Origin of the sequence: Mycobacterium sp. SMC-14 (assembly GCF_046250075.1) — a bacterium.
Taxonomy (GTDB): domain Bacteria; phylum Actinomycetota; class Actinomycetes; order Mycobacteriales; family Mycobacteriaceae; genus Mycobacterium.
Window position 1 is genome coordinate 2896997 of record NZ_CP176429.1, and the last position, 17964, is coordinate 2914960.

The 17964-nt window shown below is 67.1% G+C and carries 14 protein-coding genes; 5 read left to right on the plus strand and 9 right to left on the minus strand.

All coding sequences use genetic code 11. The features are described 5' to 3' along the window. Nucleotides 1–31 precede the first annotated feature (31 nt). From ACKY0W_RS13630 to mqo, 4 genes are all read right to left on the minus strand, one after another. Entirely contained in the window at nt 32–1525 is a 1494-nt protein-coding gene (locus ACKY0W_RS13630; protein ID WP_409434491.1) for an MFS transporter, read from the minus strand. A gap of 45 nt (nt 1526–1570) precedes the next feature. Then, complete coding sequence (locus tag ACKY0W_RS13635; protein WP_409434492.1) at nt 1571–3145, minus strand: MFS transporter; 1575 nt, start codon at nt 3143–3145, stop codon at nt 1571–1573. Nucleotides 3146–3178: 33 nt separating this feature from the next. Then, complete coding sequence (gene cobA, locus ACKY0W_RS13640; protein ID WP_409434493.1) at nt 3179–4396, minus strand: uroporphyrinogen-III C-methyltransferase; 1218 nt, start codon at nt 4394–4396, stop codon at nt 3179–3181. A gap of 182 nt (nt 4397–4578) precedes the next feature. Next, nucleotides 4579–6024, minus strand: a complete 1446-nt coding sequence (gene mqo, locus ACKY0W_RS13645; RefSeq protein ID WP_409437780.1) for a malate dehydrogenase (quinone) — start codon at nt 6022–6024, stop codon at nt 4579–4581. Nucleotides 6025–6086: 62 nt separating this feature from the next. Here mqo and mtr point away from each other — a divergent pair, with 62 nt between their 5' ends. Both mtr and ACKY0W_RS13655 read left to right on the plus strand, forming a co-directional pair. Next, nucleotides 6087–7466 (plus strand): mycothione reductase, encoded by a 1380-nt coding sequence (gene mtr, locus ACKY0W_RS13650; RefSeq protein ID WP_409434494.1) that lies wholly within the window; start codon nt 6087–6089, stop codon nt 7464–7466. Between the two features lie 12 nt (nt 7467–7478). After that, nucleotides 7479–9275: an acyl-CoA dehydrogenase gene (locus ACKY0W_RS13655; RefSeq protein ID WP_409434495.1), complete on the plus strand. Its 1797-nt coding sequence runs from the start codon at nt 7479–7481 to the stop codon at nt 9273–9275. Between the two features lie 4 nt (nt 9276–9279). Here the strand turns inward: ACKY0W_RS13655 and ACKY0W_RS13660 are convergent, their stop codons facing one another. Further along, nucleotides 9280–9903: a TetR/AcrR family transcriptional regulator C-terminal domain-containing protein gene (locus ACKY0W_RS13660; protein ID WP_409434496.1), complete on the minus strand. Its 624-nt coding sequence runs from the start codon at nt 9901–9903 to the stop codon at nt 9280–9282. 57 nt (nt 9904–9960) lie between these two features. Between ACKY0W_RS13660 and ACKY0W_RS13665 the strand changes: the two genes are divergently transcribed. The 3 genes from ACKY0W_RS13665 (at nt 9961) to ACKY0W_RS13675 (ending at nt 13546) form a co-directional block, all read left to right on the plus strand. Further along, nucleotides 9961–10689 (plus strand): class I SAM-dependent methyltransferase, encoded by a 729-nt coding sequence (locus ACKY0W_RS13665; protein ID WP_409434497.1) that lies wholly within the window; start codon nt 9961–9963, stop codon nt 10687–10689. A gap of 297 nt (nt 10690–10986) precedes the next feature. Next, nucleotides 10987–12171: an ISL3 family transposase gene (locus tag ACKY0W_RS13670; protein ID WP_409434498.1), complete on the plus strand. Its 1185-nt coding sequence runs from the start codon at nt 10987–10989 to the stop codon at nt 12169–12171. A gap of 10 nt (nt 12172–12181) precedes the next feature. Then, a complete protein-coding gene (locus ACKY0W_RS13675; protein ID WP_409434499.1) occupies nt 12182–13546 on the plus strand; it encodes an HNH endonuclease signature motif containing protein in 1365 nt (454 codons plus the stop codon). Between the two features lie 18 nt (nt 13547–13564). On the opposite strand, the gene ACKY0W_RS13680 is transcribed toward ACKY0W_RS13675, so the two are convergent. Genes ACKY0W_RS13680 through ACKY0W_RS13695 form a run of 4 tightly spaced genes read right to left on the minus strand, consistent with a single transcriptional unit; the run spans nt 13565 to nt 17910 of the window. Beyond that, the gene (locus tag ACKY0W_RS13680) at nt 13565–14341 is read right to left on the minus strand and encodes a 3-oxoacyl-ACP reductase (protein WP_046287003.1); all 777 of its coding nucleotides are present in this window, start codon (nt 14339–14341) and stop codon (nt 13565–13567) included. Beyond that, nucleotides 14338–15702: an aldehyde dehydrogenase family protein gene (locus tag ACKY0W_RS13685; RefSeq protein ID WP_409434500.1), complete on the minus strand. Its 1365-nt coding sequence runs from the start codon at nt 15700–15702 to the stop codon at nt 14338–14340. Before ACKY0W_RS13685 ends, ACKY0W_RS13680 begins: the two co-directional genes overlap by 4 nt. Continuing rightward, on the minus strand, nt 15699–16559 hold the full coding sequence (locus tag ACKY0W_RS13690; RefSeq protein ID WP_409434501.1) for a gamma-glutamyl-gamma-aminobutyrate hydrolase family protein: 861 nt from the start codon (nt 16557–16559) through the stop codon (nt 15699–15701). Before ACKY0W_RS13690 ends, ACKY0W_RS13685 begins: the two co-directional genes overlap by 4 nt. Continuing rightward, the gene (locus ACKY0W_RS13695) at nt 16546–17910 is read right to left on the minus strand and encodes a glutamine synthetase family protein (RefSeq protein WP_409434502.1); all 1365 of its coding nucleotides are present in this window, start codon (nt 17908–17910) and stop codon (nt 16546–16548) included. The genes ACKY0W_RS13690 and ACKY0W_RS13695 overlap by 14 nt, the downstream gene beginning before the upstream one ends. Nucleotides 17911–17964 lie beyond the last annotated feature (54 nt).

Consider the following 17964-nt stretch of genomic DNA (forward strand, 5'->3'; position numbering starts at 1 on the left):
CCGCGAGCAGACGCGGACTTGCCCGGCGCCCCTACAGCTCCCCCGCCTCCACAGCCTCCAGAGTGTGTTGGGCGCGGGCGATCTGTTCGGCCGAGAACCTGATGAACAGTGCCGCCGCACCCACCAGCACGGCGATCGCGGCCACCCACAGCAGCGAATAGGTGTAGCCGTGGCCGAGCGCATCCAGTTCACCGTCGGTCATGTTCTTCACCGGGCCGGTGGTGCCGCCCAAGTACAGCGTTCGAGAGGTCTGCACGGCCTGGATGATCACCAGCACCACCGGACCGCCCAGGTTGTACACCATCAAGGTGACCGCCGACACCGGGCCGATCTCGCGTGGGCCGACCTCGGCTACCGCGCACAGCGGCAGCACCACCGAGATCACGCCGATTCCGAAGCCGCCGACCACGAACAGCATCACCAGGTCGGGGACGTACGGCACGCCGCGATCCAGCGTCGACCCGAACAGCATGGCGCCCCAGACCAGGCTGCCGGCCCCGATGATGAGCCAGCGCGGCGCGATCAGCGCGGCCGCCCAGCTGGTCAGCAGGTTGCCGACACCCATCGCCACCGCGAACGGGATGAAGCAGATACCGGCCCGCAGTGCCGAGTAGCCCAACACGTCTTGAACCAGTAGGCCGATCATCACGCTCACCGTGAGCATCACGCCGCCGGCCATGAAGTACGCCACGAAGGTGGCGACCCGGCTGGGGTTGTCGAACACCGCGGCCGGCACCAGTGGGTTGGCGGCGTTGCGCTCGACGAGCAGGAAGGCAAGAAAGAAGAGCGCCGCGGCGGCCCCGGCACCGATCACCCACGGGCTCGCCCAGCCCTGGGGCGGGCCCTGGGTGAATACCAGCACCGCCGCGGTGCACCCGCCGGTGGCCAGCAGCGCCCCGGTGAGGTCGAGCCGGAGCCGTTCGGTGCTGGTCTCGGTCAACCGCAGCACCGCGATGGCCACAATGACGATCCCGATCGGGATGTTGATCAAGAACGCCAGCCGCCACGAGATGACGGTGAGGGCGCCACCGAGCACCAGGCCCATGACCGAGCCGATGCCCTGCATGGCGGCCGACACCGCCATGGCCCGGTTCCGGGCCTGCCCGGCCGCGTAGGTCGTCGCGATGAGCGCCAGGCCAGTCGGTGCGGCAACCGCGGCTCCCATGCCCTGGACCGCCCGGGCGGCGATCAGGGTGGCGGAGTCGGTGGCCACCCCGCAGACCAACGAGGCGAGGGTGAACAGCCCCACACCGGAGATGAACGCTCGCTTCTGTCCAATGGCGTCGCCCACCCGGCCGCCGAGCAGCAGGAGGCCGCCGAAGGTCAGGACGTAGGCGGTGATGACCCAGCTCTTGGCGGCATCGGACAGATCGAGATCGGCCTGCATCCGTGGCAACGCCACCACGACGATGGTGCCGTCCAGCGTCGACATCAGCTGCATGCCGGTGATCGCCACGATGGCGATACCGAGCACGCTGGACGACAACGAGCGGTCGGCCGACTGGGATTCCCCCGGCGCGGCCATAGCTGGCCAGCTTAGCGGGGAGCGCCAGCGCGCGTCCGGGCGAAGTTACAGGTTGCCGAAGGCGTCCTGCACGTCCTGGGCGTGCGCGACCTGCTTGGCGGTGTAACCGATCAGCAGGGAGATCCCGCCGACTAGGAGCGCCACCGCGGCAATCCATAGCAAGCCGTAGGTGTAGCCGGCGTCCAACGCGGCGATCTGCGCGGGATTCATCGTCTTGACCGGCATGTTGGTGCCGCCCAGGTACAGCGTGCGCGAGGTGATGACGGCCTGGATGACCGCCAGCACGATCGGCCCGCCCAGGTTCTGCAGCATCAGTGCGATCGCCGAGGTCGGACCGATCTGGTCGAAGCCCACGCCGGCGATCGCCGACAGGGTCAGCGGCACCACGATCACGCCGATCCCGAGCCCACCGAGCACGATCAACGTCACGAAGTTCGGGAAGTACGGGAGGTTCCGGTTGATCGTCGAGCCGTAGATCATCGCGCCCAGCAACACGACGCCACCGGCGATCACCAGCACCCGGGGCGGGAACCGGCGCACCAGCTGGGAGGACAACCCCAGTCCGACGCCCAGCCCGATGACGAACGGGATGAATCCCACGCCGGCGCGCAAGGCCGAGTAGCCCATCAGATCCTGCACGTACAGACCGATGGTCACGGTCAAGGTGAACAGCACCCCGCCGGCCAGGAAGATCGCCGCGAAGGTCATCAGCCGATTGCGGTCCTTGAACAGGCTGAACGGCACCACCGGGTTCTCTGCGGTGCGCTCCACCACGGCGAAAGCCAAGAGCGCCAAGACCGCGACGACGCCCGAGCCGATGGTGAAGACCGAGATCCAGCCCTTCTCCGGGCCGATCGTGAACGCGAACACCGCGGCCGTGCAGCCCAGGGTCGCCAGCAGCGCGCCGGCGGCGTCGAGCTTCATCCGTTCCCGGTTGGTCTCGGTCAGCGCGGTGCGGGCCAGGTAGATCATCAGCAGGCCGATCGGCACGTTGATCCCGAACGCCAGCCGCCACGACACCTCGGTCAACGCGCCGCCGACTACCAGGCCCATCACCGACCCGACCGCTGTCATCGCGCCGAATATCGCGGTGGCGGCATTGCGGGCCGGCCCCTTCGGGAAGGTGGTGGCGATCAGCGCCAGCGCGGTCGGTGAGGCGATGGCTGAGCCGACGCCTTGGAGCAGTCGCGCGATCACCAACGTGGGCGCATCCCAGGCCACCGCGCACAGCACCGACGCGATGGTGAACAGCGCGACCCCGCTGATGAAGGTGCGCTTGCGGCCGATGGTGTCGCCGAGGCGACCACCCAGCAGCATCAGGCCGCCGAAGGTCAGCACGTAAGCGCTGATCACCCAGCCGCGGCCCGCGTCGGACAGGCCCAGGTCATCCTGGATCTTAGGAAGCGCGACGATGGCGACGGTGCTGTCCATGGTGGCGAGCAGTTGCATGCCACCGATGGCGATCACCGCATAGATGAAGCGGCGAGAAGGCAGCCAGGACGACACATACTTGCTGGTCAAGCTCATGAGATCGGAACCGGTACGCCCCGGGGGAACCGACCCGGCAGCGCCGTCGGACCGCTGCGCGGTCGCCCGGCCTGCATCATCGAGTGCAGTCATAACCGGCTACCCTACAGTAATATTAAGAGCTGTTTAAACCCCAAAACCGGCGACGGCCCCGATAATGACGATCGCGGGAGGTCGGATGCCCTCCGCGCGGATTTTCTCGGGCGCGTCGGCCAGGGTTGCTCGCAGCGTGTGCTGGGCCGGCGTGGTGCCGTGTTGCACCACCAGGACCGGCGTATCCGCAGGTCGACCGCCCTTTTGCAGGACCACGCTGAATTGCTCGATGCGTTCGATGGCCATCAGCAGCACGATTGTGCCGCGCATTGCGGCCAAGGCGTCCCAATTCACTAACGATTCGGGATCGTCGGGCGCGACGTGCCCGCTGACCACCACGAACTCGTGATTCACGGCCCGGTGGGTGACCGGCACCCCGGCCAGCGCCGGCACCGCTATGGCACTGGTCACACCAGGCACAACCGTCACCGGAATCCCGGCGTCGGCACAGGCCAGGACCTCTTCATAGCCGCGGGCGAACACGAACGGATCGCCGCCCTTGAGGCGCACCACGAATTTGCCGGCTTTGGCACGGTCGATCATCAGCGCGTTGATGGCGTCCTGCGCCATCGCCCGCCCGTAGGGGATCTTGGCGGCGTCGATCACTTCGACGGTCGGGGGCAGTTCGGCGAGCAGCTCGGGCGGGGCGAGCCGGTCGGCCACCACGACATCGGCGTGCGAGAGCATGCGGCGGCCGCGCACCGTGATCAGTTCCGGATCACCGGGTCCGCCGCCCACCAGCGCCACACCGCCGCGCACCACGTCGGGGGTCGCCGCTGCGTCCACGGTGATCGTGCCGTTCTGCAACGCCTCCCGGATGGCCGAGCGGATCGCCGCCGACCGGTTGTGCTCGCCACCGGCCAGCACACCCACTGACAGTCCGGAGTAGCCGAAGGTCGCCGGGGTGACCGCAGATCCCTCGACGGCCAGGTCGGCACGCACACAGAAGATCTGACGGCGATCGGCCTCAGCCACGATGGCGGCGTTGATCTCCGGGTCGTTGGTGGCCGCAATCGCATACCAAGCATCGGCCAGGTCCCCGTCGCGGTAGGTACGCGAGACCAGCGTGATTCCGGGCTTGCGCTCGCCCAGCGCTTCGACCGCCGGGGTGGCGCTGGGCGCGATCACCAGCACCTGGGCGCCGCTGTCCACCAACAGCGGAAGTCGTCGCTGCGCGACACTTCCCGCGCCTACAACAACAACCTTGCGGCCGGCCAGCCGTAAACCGGCCAGGTAGGGGTTCTCGGTCACCCGACAACTCTAGTGGCGACCGTCAGCACGGCGAAGCCGGGCGCAACGGGTCGCCACCACCAACACCGTGCGACCGTCAGCACGGCGAAGCCGGGCGCAACGGGTCGCCACCACCAACACCGTGCGACCGTCAGCGCGGCGAAGCCGGGCGCAACGGGTCGCCACCACCAATCCCACGGCGATCAGCTGAGCTGAAGCTGTCGGCTGCCCCAGTCCCACACCTGCTCGAACAACGCGGGCTCGTCGGACAGGCGTGTGCCCAGCGAGGGCACCATCTGTTTGAGCGTCGGCAGCCAGTCGGCGAACTTCCCGGCGAAACAGCGTGCCAGCACCTCCAGCATGGCCGGCACCGCGGTCGAGGCGCCGGGCGAGGCACCGAGCAAGCCCGCGATGCTGCCGTCGCCGGCGCTGACGATCGTGGTGTCGAAATCGAGCTGCCCGCCGCGGATCACCTGCACCCGCTGACCGGCCCGGATCTCATGCCAGTCCGCATCATCCGCATTAGGGAGGAACTCCCGCAATGCCGCGGCACGGGTGCTGTGGGTTCGTCGCAGTTGGCTGAGCAGGTACCCGACCAATTCGCGCTCCCGGATCCCGGCGCCCAGCAGCGACCGCACGTTGTCGAAGCGCACCGATCTCGGCAGGTCCGTGGCCCGACCGTGTTTGAGGAACTTCGGCGACCAACCAGCAAACGGTCCGAACAGCAGCCACGACGCACCGTTGACCATTCGGGCGTCCAGGTGCGGGGCGGTCGTCGACGGCGCGCCTGGAACCGGGGCGCCGTACACCTTGGCCCGGTGTGCGGCGGTGAGCCCGGCGTCCCCGCAGCGCAGGAACACCCCGCCGATCGGGAAGCCGCCGAAGCCCCGCACTTCGGGGATTCCCGAGCGCTGCAGCAAGCCCAGGGTCGCTCCCCCGGCGCCGAGGAACACGAATTTAGCGTTGAGCCTTCGGGTTTCACCGGTTCGCCGGTTGGCCAGACGCAGCGTCCAGCTGCCGTCGGACTCCCGGCCCAGCGCGCGTACCTCGTGGCCGAAGCGCACCACGGTGCCGTGTCTGACCCCGTAACCGATCAGCTGGTCAGTCAGCGCTCCGAAGTCGACGTCGGTGCCGTGCGGCGCCCAATCCAGGGCCACCGGTGCATCGGGATTCCTCCCGGCGGCCATCGCGGGCAAGCGCGTGGCGAACTCGCCAAAGTCGATGATCAATTCGGTTCCGCCGAACAACGGGTTGTCGGCCAGCGCACGATGACGCCGCTGCAGGTAATCCACGCCGCCGGCGCCGTGCGCGAAGCTGACGTGCGGGATCGGATGCAGGAAGTCGCGTGGATCCTCGAGCAGTCCGTTCTCCACGGCGTACGCCCAGAACTGCCGGGTCACCTGGAACTGCTCGTTGACGCGTACCGCCTTTGCGACGTCGATCGAGCCGTCGGGCTGCTGCGGTGTGTAGAAGAGTTCGCACAACCCGGCGTGGCCGGTTCCGGCGTTGTTCCAGGGATCACTGCTCTCGCCGGCGGCGGAATCCAGCCGCTCGACGACGGTGATCGCTGCATGCGGTTCCAGCCGGCGCAGCATCGCCCCCAAGGTGGCGCTCATGATGCCCGCGCCGATCAGCGCTACGTCGGTCATCTCGGTCTGAACCGATGGGGACACGCCCCTAGATTAGCCCGCACACCCTCTAGGCTGACGCAATGGAGAGCTACGACCTGGCGATCATCGGAACCGGTTCGGGTAACAGCATTCTCGACGAACGCTACGCGGACAAGCGGGTGGCGATCTGCGAGCAGAGCACGTTCGGCGGCACCTGCCTCAATGTGGGATGCATCCCGACCAAGATGTTCGTGTACGCCGCCGAGGTGGCCAAAACGGTGAGCGAGGCCTCGCGCTACGGGGTGGACGCCCGCATCGACGGGGTGCGCTGGGACGACATCGTCTCGCGGGTGTTCGGGCGGATCGACCCGATCGCCGCGGGCGGCGAGCAATACCGCCGCAGCCTGCCGAACATCGACGTCTACGGCGAGCACACCCGGTTCGGCCCGGTCGGCTCCGACGGCCAGTACCTGTTGCTCACCGCCGGTGGCGAGCAGTTCAGCGCCGAGCAGGTGGTGATCGCGGCCGGGTCGCGCTCGGCAATCCCCCCCGCCATCGCCAACAGCGGGGCGCGCTACTACACCAGCGACGACGTGATGCGGATCGCGGAGCTGCCCGAGCACCTGGTGATCATCGGCGGCGGCTACATCGCCGCCGAATTCGCCCACGTGTTCTCCGCCTTGGGCGTCCGCGTCACCGTGGTGATCCGCGGCGCGACGTTGCTGCGGCACTGCGACGAGACGGTTTCAGAACGGTTCACCCGGATCGCCGCAGCCAAGTGGGAGCTGCGCTCGCACCGCAACGTGGTAGCGGCCCGAAACGACGGGAACGGTGTCGTCCTGGACCTCGACGACGGCTCGGTCCTGCGAGCCGACGCGATGCTGGTGGCCACTGGGCGCGTGCCCAACGGTGACCTGCTGGACGCCGAGCAGGCCGGTGTCGCCCTCGCCGGCGGGCGGGTGACCGTCGACAAGTACCAACGAACCTCGGCGCGGGGAGTTTTCGCGCTCGGTGACGTGTCCTCGCCCTACGAGCTCAAGCATGTCGCCAACCACGAGGCCAGGGTGGTGCAACACAACCTGCTGTGCGACTGGGACGACGTGGACTCGATGCGGATGACCGACCATCGCTACGTGCCGGCCGCGGTGTTCACCGATCCGCAGATCGCTGCGGTCGGATTGACCGAAACACAGGCGCTGGCAAAGGGTCTCGATATCTCGGTGAAGATCCAGGACTACGGTGACGTCGCGTACGGCTGGGCTATGGAGGACAGCACCGGATTCGCCAAGCTCATCGCCGAGCGCGGTACCGGACGGCTGCTGGGCGCGCACATCATGGGTTACCAGGCGTCGTCGATCATCCAGCCGCTGATCCAGGCGATGAGTTTCGGTCTCACGGCGCCGGAGATGGCTCGCGGTCAATACTGGATCCACCCGGCGCTGCCCGAGGTCGTAGAGAACGCACTGCTTGGGCTGGAGTGAAAGGTTCGAAAGATGAAGTCCACCCTGCTGTCCCGCCAAGACCTCGATTTCCTGCTGTTCGATTGGCTGCGCGTCGACGAACTGACCGGGCGGGACCGATTCTCCGAGCACTCCCGGGAGACCTTCTCCGACACCCTCGATCTGTGCGAGCAGCTGGCGACTCGCTATTTCGCCCCACACAACAAGAAGAGCGACGCTCACGAGCCCACCTTCGACGGGACGACAGTCACCATCATCGGCGAGGTCAAGGAGGCGTTGACGGCGTGCGCCGACGCCGAGCTGATCGGCATGGCGATGGACTACTCACTCGGTGGTGCGCAATTGCCGGCTACGGTGGCCCAGGCCGGCTTCGCCTGGCTGTTCGCCGCCAATGTCAGCACCGCCGGCTATCCGATGCTGACCATGGCCAATGCGAATCTGCTCGCCAAGTTCGGCAGCGAAGAGCAGATCGCCACCTTCGTCAAGCCCATGCTCGCCGGCCGCTTCTTCGGGACGATGTGCCTGTCGGAGACCCAGGCCGGTTCATCGCTGGCCGACATCACCACCCGCGCCGAACCTCGCGCCGATGGCACCTTCCGGCTGTTCGGGTCGAAGATGTGGATCTCCGGTGGCGAACACGACCTGACCGACAACATCGTCCACCTGGTGCTGGCCAAGATCCCCGGTGGTCCGGCTGGCACCAAAGGGATTTCGCTGTTCATCGTGCCGAAGTATCTGGTGAATCCCGACGGCACGCTGGGTGAGCGCAACGACGTCGTCCTGGCCGGGCTCAACCACAAGATGGGCTATCGCGGCATCACCAACACTGTGCTCAACTTCGGCGAGGGCGGCCACCAGCCCGGTGGCGAGCCGGGCGCGGTCGGCTATCTCGTCGGCGACGAGCACCGCGGCTTGAACTACATGTTCCACATGATGAACGAGGCACGCCTGGGCGTAGGCATGGGCGCGATCGCACTCGGCTACACCGGTTATCTGAAGTCGCTGGAATACGCCCGCAGCCGCCCGCAGGGCCGGCCGGCGACGACGAAAGACCCTGCCGCGCCGCAAGTTGCGATCATCGAGCACGCGGACGTCAAGCGGATGCTGCTGGCGCAGAAGTCCTATGTCGAGGGGGCACTCGCGTTGGCGCTGTACTGCGCGCGGCTCGTCGACGTCCAGAACACCGCCGAATCCGACGAGGAGCGCGAGCACGCCACCGCGCTGCTGGACATCCTCACTCCGATCGCCAAGAGCTGGCCGTCACAGTGGTGCCTGACCGCTAATGACCTGGCGATTCAGGTGCACGGCGGCTACGGCTACACCCGCGAGTACGACGTCGAACAGCACTACCGGGACAACCGGCTCAACCCGATCCACGAGGGCACCCACGGCATCCAGAGTCTGGACCTGCTGGGCCGCAAGGTGGTGCAGCGCGACGGCGCCAGCTTGGCCGCCCTGCACGGCGCGATGACCCGGGCCACCGCGGCCGCCCATCGCGCCGGTGGCGAATTGGCCGATATGGCCGCCCAACTCGACGCGGCGGTCCAGCGGCTGGTGGCGGTCACCGCGGGCATGTTCGCCGCCGGCGACATCGATGCCGCACTGGCCAACAGCGCGATCTACCTGGAGGCCTTCGGCCATGTGGTGATCGCCTGGATCTGGCTGGAGCAGTTGTTGGCCGCGGCGGGGCGCACCGGGGACTTCTTCGACGGCAAACGCCAAGCGGCCCGGTACTTCTTCCGCTACGAACTGCCCAAGACCGGGCCGCAGCTCGACCTGCTGGAAAGCCTGGACCGCACGACGCTCGAGATGCGCCCGGAGTGGTTCTGACGCCCTAGCCGAGCGACCCCAGGATCTGATCAATGCCGAAGCTGAACCGGGCCTCATAGTCTGCCGACAGGAAATCGTCCAGTACCGCATGCAGACTGGGAAACTCGGTCTCGTCCACGACATCCTGCAGACTGTCCGGCAACGCATCGGGGGCCCGCTGCTCCTCCTGGACCAGACCCAGGGTGAAGTAGAAAAGGTTCCACGCGGTCCATGCCGCCGGCTTGGAAGCCGCTCCGCCACTCAACAAGACGGCGATCAGCTGATCGCCAAAGGCCAGTGTCGACGGCAGGACCGGGAAGGTTCCGGCGACGACCAGCGCACCGTCACGGTAGCGCAGCATCGCCCGACGCAACCCGCCTAGCAACTGGGCCGCCCGCTGACGCCAGTCGCCATGCAACGGGCCCGTCTCGACCTCCGCCACAAGGGCATCCGCCATCAGCTCGAGCAGTCGGGCCTTGGTGCCGATGTGCCACATCACGGTGTTCATGCTGACGCTGAGTTCCGTTGCTATGGCGCGCGTTGAGAGCTTCGCGATGCCTTGACGATCGAGGACCTCGAACGCGGCCCGCACCACATCCTCGACGCCAAGGCCGGCTCGTGCCCGCACGACACCTTGATTCTTGGTCACTGACCAAGTATACAAAAGGGAAGCATCCTTCTTGGTCAGTGATAGAGAGGACGATCCATGCAGGCCGACCCGACCTTTGACGCGATGTACCGCCGCGAGCAGACGATCGCGGGAATGGTTCCGTGGGATATCGGCGGTCCGCAGCCGGTGGTGCAAGAACTCGTCGCCCACGGCGCGCTGCACGGAGAAGTCCTGGATCCGGGCACCGGCCCCGGCCACCACGCGATCTACTTTGCCTCGCAGGGATATTCGACCACCGGCATCGACGCCTCTCCGGCGGCGGTCGAGCACGCCCGACGCAACGCGCAGCGGGCGGGAGTGACGGTGGACTTCCGGGTCGCCGACGCGACACGCCTGGCCGACTTCGAGGGCCGGTTCAACACTGTCGTCGACAGCGCCTTCTATCACGTATTCGCCCACGACGAGCGACTGCAGGCGCGCTACCTCCAGGCGCTACATCTCGCTACCGCACCCGGTGCGCGGCTGTTCCTGTTCGAACTCGGGCGGCACAATCTCAACGGCCTACAGTTCGACGGCCTGCCGGCGGACACCTTCAACCGGCAGCTCAACGCCAACGGCTGGCGCACGGACTACATGGGCACCTCCAGCTACGTCGGCGCCTTCGGTCCACGGGCGTTGGAATTTCTGTCGCAGATGGATTCCGACGACGGCGTCGCGCCGCAGATGAAATCCCTGCCGGATCAGCTGGCGACGCTGCAGCCGCCACTGCAGGACGATCGGGTCCACCTGCCGATGTGGTCGGTAGCCGCCACCAGAGTCGACTGACCCAGGATCCTGGCACCACTGCATTCACTTGCGTCGCAGCAGTTTTGGTGGTGGATGAGTTCTGCGACCTGTCAGACCCCGCAGCTACTATTAGCACATGCGTGGCGCTCCTAGGGTTCTAGTGGGCGCCTTTTCCCTGCTCAGGGCGATATTGGTCTGCGCTGCAATAGGATTTGACGGTTCGTCGGTGAAATGAGGGACGCGCACGCGGTGCGCCTCTAGGTTTCGGGGTTACCACACCAACCTCAACCGCAAGGAACGATCCGCGTGCGCGTCAGTACTGCATTTAACCGCCTATTGCAGATTCCCGGAGCCACGGTCACCGATGTCGCCATCGACGGCGGTGAGATCGAGGTCAGCCTGCGCCCAAAGGCCAGGCTGCTGCGCTGCCCATGCGGCAAACACTCACGGTCCATTTATGACCGTCGGCGCCGGCGCTGGCGCCATCTGGATTTGGCTCGATCACAGCTGTGGCTGGTCTACGAGATTCGCCGCATCGACTGCCCAGACTGCGGGGTGATCACCGAAGAACTGCCCTGGGCCCGTCCCGGCGCGCGTCATACCCGCGACTTCGAGGACATGGTGCTCTGGCTGGCCCAACGCACCGACCGCACCTCGGTGGCCACGTTAATGCGCTGCGCCTGGGAAACCGTCACCGCGATCATCACCCGCGGCGTGGCCGAGCTGCTTGATCAGCGCCGCCTGCAGACGCTCTACCGCATCGGGGTCGACGAGATCTGCTACCGCCACCCCCACCGATACCTGACCATCATCGGCGACCACGACACCGGAACCGTCGTCGACATCCAACCCGGCCGCAGCGAGCAATCACTGACCAACTTCTATGCCGCCCAGACGGATTGCTCACTGGCACAGATCGAAGCCGTCAGCATGGACGTCTCAGCCGCCTACACCGCCGCCACCACCGCAGCGGTCCCACACGCGACCATCTGCTACGACGGCTTCCACATCATGCAATGGGTCAACCGTGCCCTGGACCGCGTCTTCGCCGAATCGATCCGCCTACCCGGGTACGCCACAGCGGACTGGAAAGCCGCCCGATGGGCGCTGCGTACCGGCGAGAACAAACTCAACGACGAAAAACGCGCCCTGGTCAACCAGATCGCACGCACCAACCGTCGTATAGGCCGAGCCTGGACCCTCAAAGAACAAGCGCGCGACCTCTACCGCTACGACCACGAACCCGGTGTCGCCCGCAGATTGCTCAAAGCCTGGATCACCGCAGCCAAGCGTTCCCGCATCCCCGCGTTCGTCGCGCTGGGAAAACGCTTCGAGGCTTACTTCGAACCCATTCTGGCCGCGATCGAACTCGGCATCAGCAACGCCCTCATCGAAGGCATCAACGCCAAGATCCGACTCATCAACGCCCGCGGCTACGGACACCACTCCGCCCAAACCCTGAGCTCAATGATCTACCTCTGCCTCGGCGGCCTACACCCCAAACTCCCCACACAAACCTGAGGAGTCGCACATGCGTTCGAATAACCGGGAAGGGGCCGTCGAAGTCTTCGACGCCCTCTCCGCTGATCTGGATCGGGCGCTGGATCTGGACTTCGACGCCCTGACTCCGCGGGAATGCCTGGCACTGCTGCGGCGCTGCGAACGGCTGCGGCGGCGCCTGCCCGCAGTGGAGCATCCGCTGGTCAACGCACTCGCCGCCACCGACCCTGCCGAGATCGGCGGCAAACCCCGCTGGGTGCTGGCCGACGAGTTGCACCTGACCCGGGCTGAGGCGGGACGGCGTATCGCTGAGGCTGCCGAACTTGGTGCCCGCCGCAGCCTGACCGGCGAACCGTTGGAACCCGTCCTGCCGAGCGTGGCCGCCGCCCAACGTTCGGGGAAGATCGGTGCCGCCCATATCGCGGTGATCCGTTCCTTTTTCACCTATCTACCCGCCGATGTCGACGCGGGCACTGTGACCCAGGCCGAAGCGCAGCTGTCCGGCCTGGCCACCGGGTGTCGCCCCGACGAGCTGGCCAAACTGGCCCAACGCCTCGCCGACTACCTACACCCCGACGGCAACTACACCGAAGACCAGCGCGCCAAACGCCGCGGCATCGTGCTCGGCCCCCAAGACCGCGACGGCATGACCCCCATCAAGGGCCATCTCGACCCCCAAGCCCGCGCCACCCTCGACGCCGTCTTAGCCCGCTGGGCCGCCCCCGGCATGTGCAACCCCAACGATGAGATCCCCTGCACCGCCGGCACCCCCTCGCAAGCCGCCATCGAGGCCGATGCGCGCAGTGCGCCGCAACGCAACCACGACGCCCTGACCGCCATGGGCCGCGCCCTACTGGCGTCGGGAGACCTCGGCCAGCACAACGGCTTACCGGCCACCATCATCGTCTCGGCCACCCTGGCCGACCTGGAGAACGGCACCGGCAAAGCCCACACCGGCGGCGGCACCTGGCTACCGATCCGCGACGTGATCGCCATGGCCAGCCACGCCCACCATTACCTGCGGATCTACCAGGGCGCCAAAGAGTTGACTCTGTTTCACACCAAACGGCTGGCCTCACCCGGACAACGCATCGTGCTCTACGCCAAAGAACGCGGCTGCTCCCACCCGGGCTGCCCCATATCCGGCTACCTGTGCGAAGTCCACCACGACCACGACTACGCCAAGACAGGTCGTACAGAGATCACCGACCTGACCCTGCGCTGCGGCCCCCACCACCAACTCATCACCACCGGCAGCTGGAAAACCCGCAAACAACACGACGGCACCACCCAAACCCTGCCCCCACCCCACCTAGACACAGGTCAACCCCGCACCAACCACTACCACCACCCCGAGCGGCTCCTGCGGGAAAACGAAGACGACGACGGGCCTTAGTCCGGCCCGTGCAGGCGCTTACAGCGGCGTGACGTAGGCCGAGCTGATCCCGCCGTCCACCAGGAAGGTAGAGCCGGTGATGAACGAGGCGTCATCGCTGGCCAGGAATGCCACCGCGGCCGCGATCTCCTCCGGCTCGGCGAACCGGCCCACCGGTACGTGCACCAGTCGGCGTGCGGCGCGCTCCGGGTCGGCGGCGAACAGCTCCTGCAGCAGCGGGGTGTTCACCGGCCCGGGGCACAGCGCGTTGACCCGGATGCCCTGCCGGGCGTACTGAACCCCGAGCTCACGCGACATGGCCAGCACGCCGCCCTTGGAGGCGGTGTAGGAGATCTGGGAGGTAGCCGAACCCATCACCGCCACGAACGACGCGGTGTTGATGATCGAGCCCCGCCCGGCAGGCGCCATGTGCCGCAGCGCCGCCCGGCAGCACAGGTACACCGACTTCAGGTTGACATCCTGAACCCGTTGCCAGGCAGGCAGTTCGGTGGTTTCGATCAGGTCATCGTCGGGCGGCGAGATACCGGCGTTGTTGAAGGCGATGTCCACCGAGCCGAACGTTTGGGCCGCGGTGTCGAACAGTGCGTCGACCTGGTCCTGGTCGGAGACGTCGACCTGAACGAACAGACCGTCGAGCTCATCGGCGACCGCGGTGCCGGCCGCCTGGTCGAGGTCGCCGACCACGATCTGGGCACCTTCGGCGCGCATCCGCCGGGCGGATGCCAAGCCGATTCCGCCACCGGCGCCGGTCACCACGGCTACCCGTCCGGCCAGGCGTTGGGTCAGATCGGTCACTGCGTCTCCTTCACTGCGATGAATACGTTCTTGGTCTCGGTGAACGACAGTGGGGCGTCCGCGCCCAACTCCCGGCCCAACCCCGACTGTTTGAAACCCCCGAAGGGGGTAGTGAAACGCACCGAGGAGTGCGAATTCACCGACAGGTTCCCGGCTTCCACTGCGCGAGACACGCGCAGCGCCCGGGACAGGTCGTTGGTCCAGATCGAGCCCGACAATCCGTAGACGGTGTTGTTGGCCATCGCGATGGCGTCGGCCTCATCGTCGAACGGCAACACCGTCACCACCGGGCCGAAGATCTCCTCGGTGACGCATCGGTCGGTCGCCGCGGGAGTCAGGACCGTGGGGGGGAACCAGAAGCCGGGGCCCGTGGGAGCCTGACCGCGGAAGGCGATGGGCGCGTTGTCGGGCACGTACGAGGCCACCTTCTCCCAGTGCGCGCGCGACACCAGCGGGCCCATCTCGGTGTCGCGGGACGTCGGGTCGCCGACCACGACGCCGGCCACGGCGGGCTCCAGCAACTCCATGAAGCGGTCGTAGACGCTGCGCTGCACCAGGATCCGGCTACGTGCGCAGCAGTCCTGGCCGGCGTTGTCGAACACGCCGTAGGGTGCTGTCGCCGCCGCCTGCTCCAGGTCGCAGTCGCCGAACACGATGTTGGCACTCTTGCCGCCGAGTTCCAGCGTGACCCGCTTGACCCCGGCCGCCCCGGCCTGCAGCACCCGGGTGCCGGTGGTGGTCGAACCGGTGAACACGATCTTGGCGACGTCCGGGTGGGTGACCAGGCGCTCCCCCACGTCGGCACCTCGGCCGGGCAGCACCTGTAGAAGGTCGCGGTCCAACCCTGACTCCACGGCCAGTTCCGCCAACCGCAGTGTGGTCAGCGGTGTCCATTCGGCCGGCTTGATCAGCACCGCGTTCCCGGCGGCCAGCGCCGGAGCAAAACCCCACGCGGCGATCGGCATCGGAAAATTCCACGGGGTGATGATCCCGACGACGCCGAGCGGCTCATGAAAGGTGACGTCAAGCCCGCCGGCGACCGGTATCTGCTTGCCGGACAGCCGTTCCGGGCTGGCCGCATAGAACTGCAGCACGTCGCGGACATGCCCGGCTTCCCATTCCGCGGCCGACACCGGATGGCCGGAGTTGGTGACCTCAAGGGCGGCGAGCTCGTCGATGTGGGCGCCGACAACCGCGGCGAAGTCTCGCAGCGCGGCAGCCCGCTCGGCCGGGGCGCGTTTGGCCCACTTGTTCTGGGCGGCCTGCGCACGGCGCACCGCATCGTCGACCGCGGCGGCTTCGACGTGTTCGACGGTGGCGAAGACCGCCCCGGTGGCCGGGTTGATCAATTCGTGCTTCATTCGCTCACCCGCGCCCGCTCAAACTTGCCCGCCTCCGCCACGATCGCGGCGAACAGCCGCAGATCGTCCGGGGATTCCTCGGGATGCCACTGAACCGCGAGCACGAAGTCCTCCCCGGGAAGCTCGATCGCCTCGATGACCCCGTCGTCATCGCGCGCACTGACCACAAGTTTCGCACCCACCTCGGCAATCGCCTGATGGTGGTAGCACTGCACCTGGCAGGTCTCGCCGAGGAGTCCGGCGGCCCGGGTGCCGGCCACGGTGCGCACCGGCATCGGGGTGAAGACGCCGTTGCCCGCCCGATGCCCGGTGTTGCCGATGACATCGGGCAGATGCTGATGCAGTGTCCCGCCGAGCGCAACGTTGAGCAATTGGGCGCCGCGGCAGATTCCCAGCACCGGCATGCCGCGCCGCATCGCCTCGGCCAGCAGAGCGAATTCCCATGCGTCCCGGGTGGTGTCGGGTCGATCGGTCTCGGTGTGGGGCGCTTGGCCGTACCCGATCGGGTCGAGGTCGCGACCTCCGGTGATCACCAGCGCGCTGACGCCGTCGAGCACGCGCGTCGCGACGTCGGGCGTCACCGGCTGCGGCGGGAGCAGTACTGCGATCCCGCCGGCGGCGGTGATGCCCTGGATGTATTGCGCAGGAAGCAAGCCCGCCCGCGAATCCCAGACCCCGAACTTCGCTCGGTCCAGGTAGGTCGTCAGTGCAATAACGGGGTGACTGTGCTCATGCGGCGGTCCCAGCTTCGCCTCTCCTACGTCGAGCCTCGCTGAACCCCCGGGCTCATGCGGCGGTCCCAGCTTCGCCTCTCCTACGTCGAGCCTCGCTGAACCCCCGGGTTCAGAAGCGTTCAAATCCCCGAACCCTCTCCCAGTCGGTCACCGCGGTGTTGAATGCGTCCAACTCGACCCGGGCGCTGTGCAGGTAATGCTCGACGACCTCGTCACCGAACGCCTTGCGCGCCACCGCTGATTCGGCGAACAGCTCCATGGCCCCGCCGAGCGTCGTCGGCAGGTGCGGCAGCCCGGCCCGGTAGGCGTCACCGTCGACCGGCTCGGGCAGCGAAAGGTCGTTGTCGATGCCGTGCAGCCCCGCCGCGATCAGCGCCGCCACCCCCAGATAGGGGTTCACATCGCCGCCGGGAACCCGGCACTCCACCCTCATCGAGTCGCCGCGGCCGAGAACCCGCAGTGCACACGTGCGATTGTCCAGCCCCCACGCGATCGCCGTAGGCGCGAAGCTACCCCCGACGAATCGCTTGTAGGAGTTGATATTCGGCGCGTAGCACAGGGTCAGCTCGGGCAGCGTGGCCAGCACCCCGGCCAGGAAGCCGCGGAACAGCGCCGACATGCCATGCGGTGCGGCCGGATCGGCGAACACCGGAGCGCCCTCGGTGCTGCGCAGCGACAGATGCACGTGGCAGCTGTTGCCTTCACGTTGGTCGAACTTCGCCATGAACGTCAGGCTCTTGCCCTGCTGGTCGGCGATCTCCTTGGCGCCACTCTTGTAGACGCTGTGATTGTCGCAGGTCCTCAGCGCCTCTTCATAGCGGAAAGTGATCTCCTGCTGACCGGTGTTGCACTCCCCCTTGACGCCCTCGCAGCGCAGGCCCGCGCCGGTCATCCCGAGCCGAATGTCGCGCAGCAGCGGCTCCAGGCGAGTACCGGCGACCAAGCCGTAGTCGGCGTTGTAGTCCGTTCCCGGCGTCAACCCGCGATACCCGCCGGCCCACGCCTGCCGGTAGCTGTCCTCGAAGACCAGGAACTCCAGTTCCGTGGCGGCGTAGGCAACCAGTCCACGCTCGGCCAACCGGGCCAGTTGGGCGGCCAGAATCTGGCGGGGTGCCACCGCGACCGCACCACCGTCGGGCCAGTGCGCGTCGGCCAACACGTGCGCGGTGCCGGGCAACCAGGGAATGCGCCGCAACGTCGCGAAGTCCGGCTTGAGCACCAGATCGCCGTAACCGGTTCCCCAGTCGGCGATCGAATAGCCGGGAACGGTGTTCATCTCTACGTCGACGGCCAGCAGGTAGCTGCAGGCCTCCACGCCGTGTCCGGCGACCTCGGCAAGAAAGTGCTCAGCCGCGACTCTCTTACCAACCAGCCGGCCCTGCATGTCGGCGAATGCCACTACGACGGTGTCGATCTCACCGGAGGTGACCAGTTCCTGGAGCTCGGCCTGGGACAACATCGCGGGCCGGGTCATTGTGCTCCTTCGCCGACGACGGTCTTGCCTGACATTTGAGTGCTGTCAGGCTAC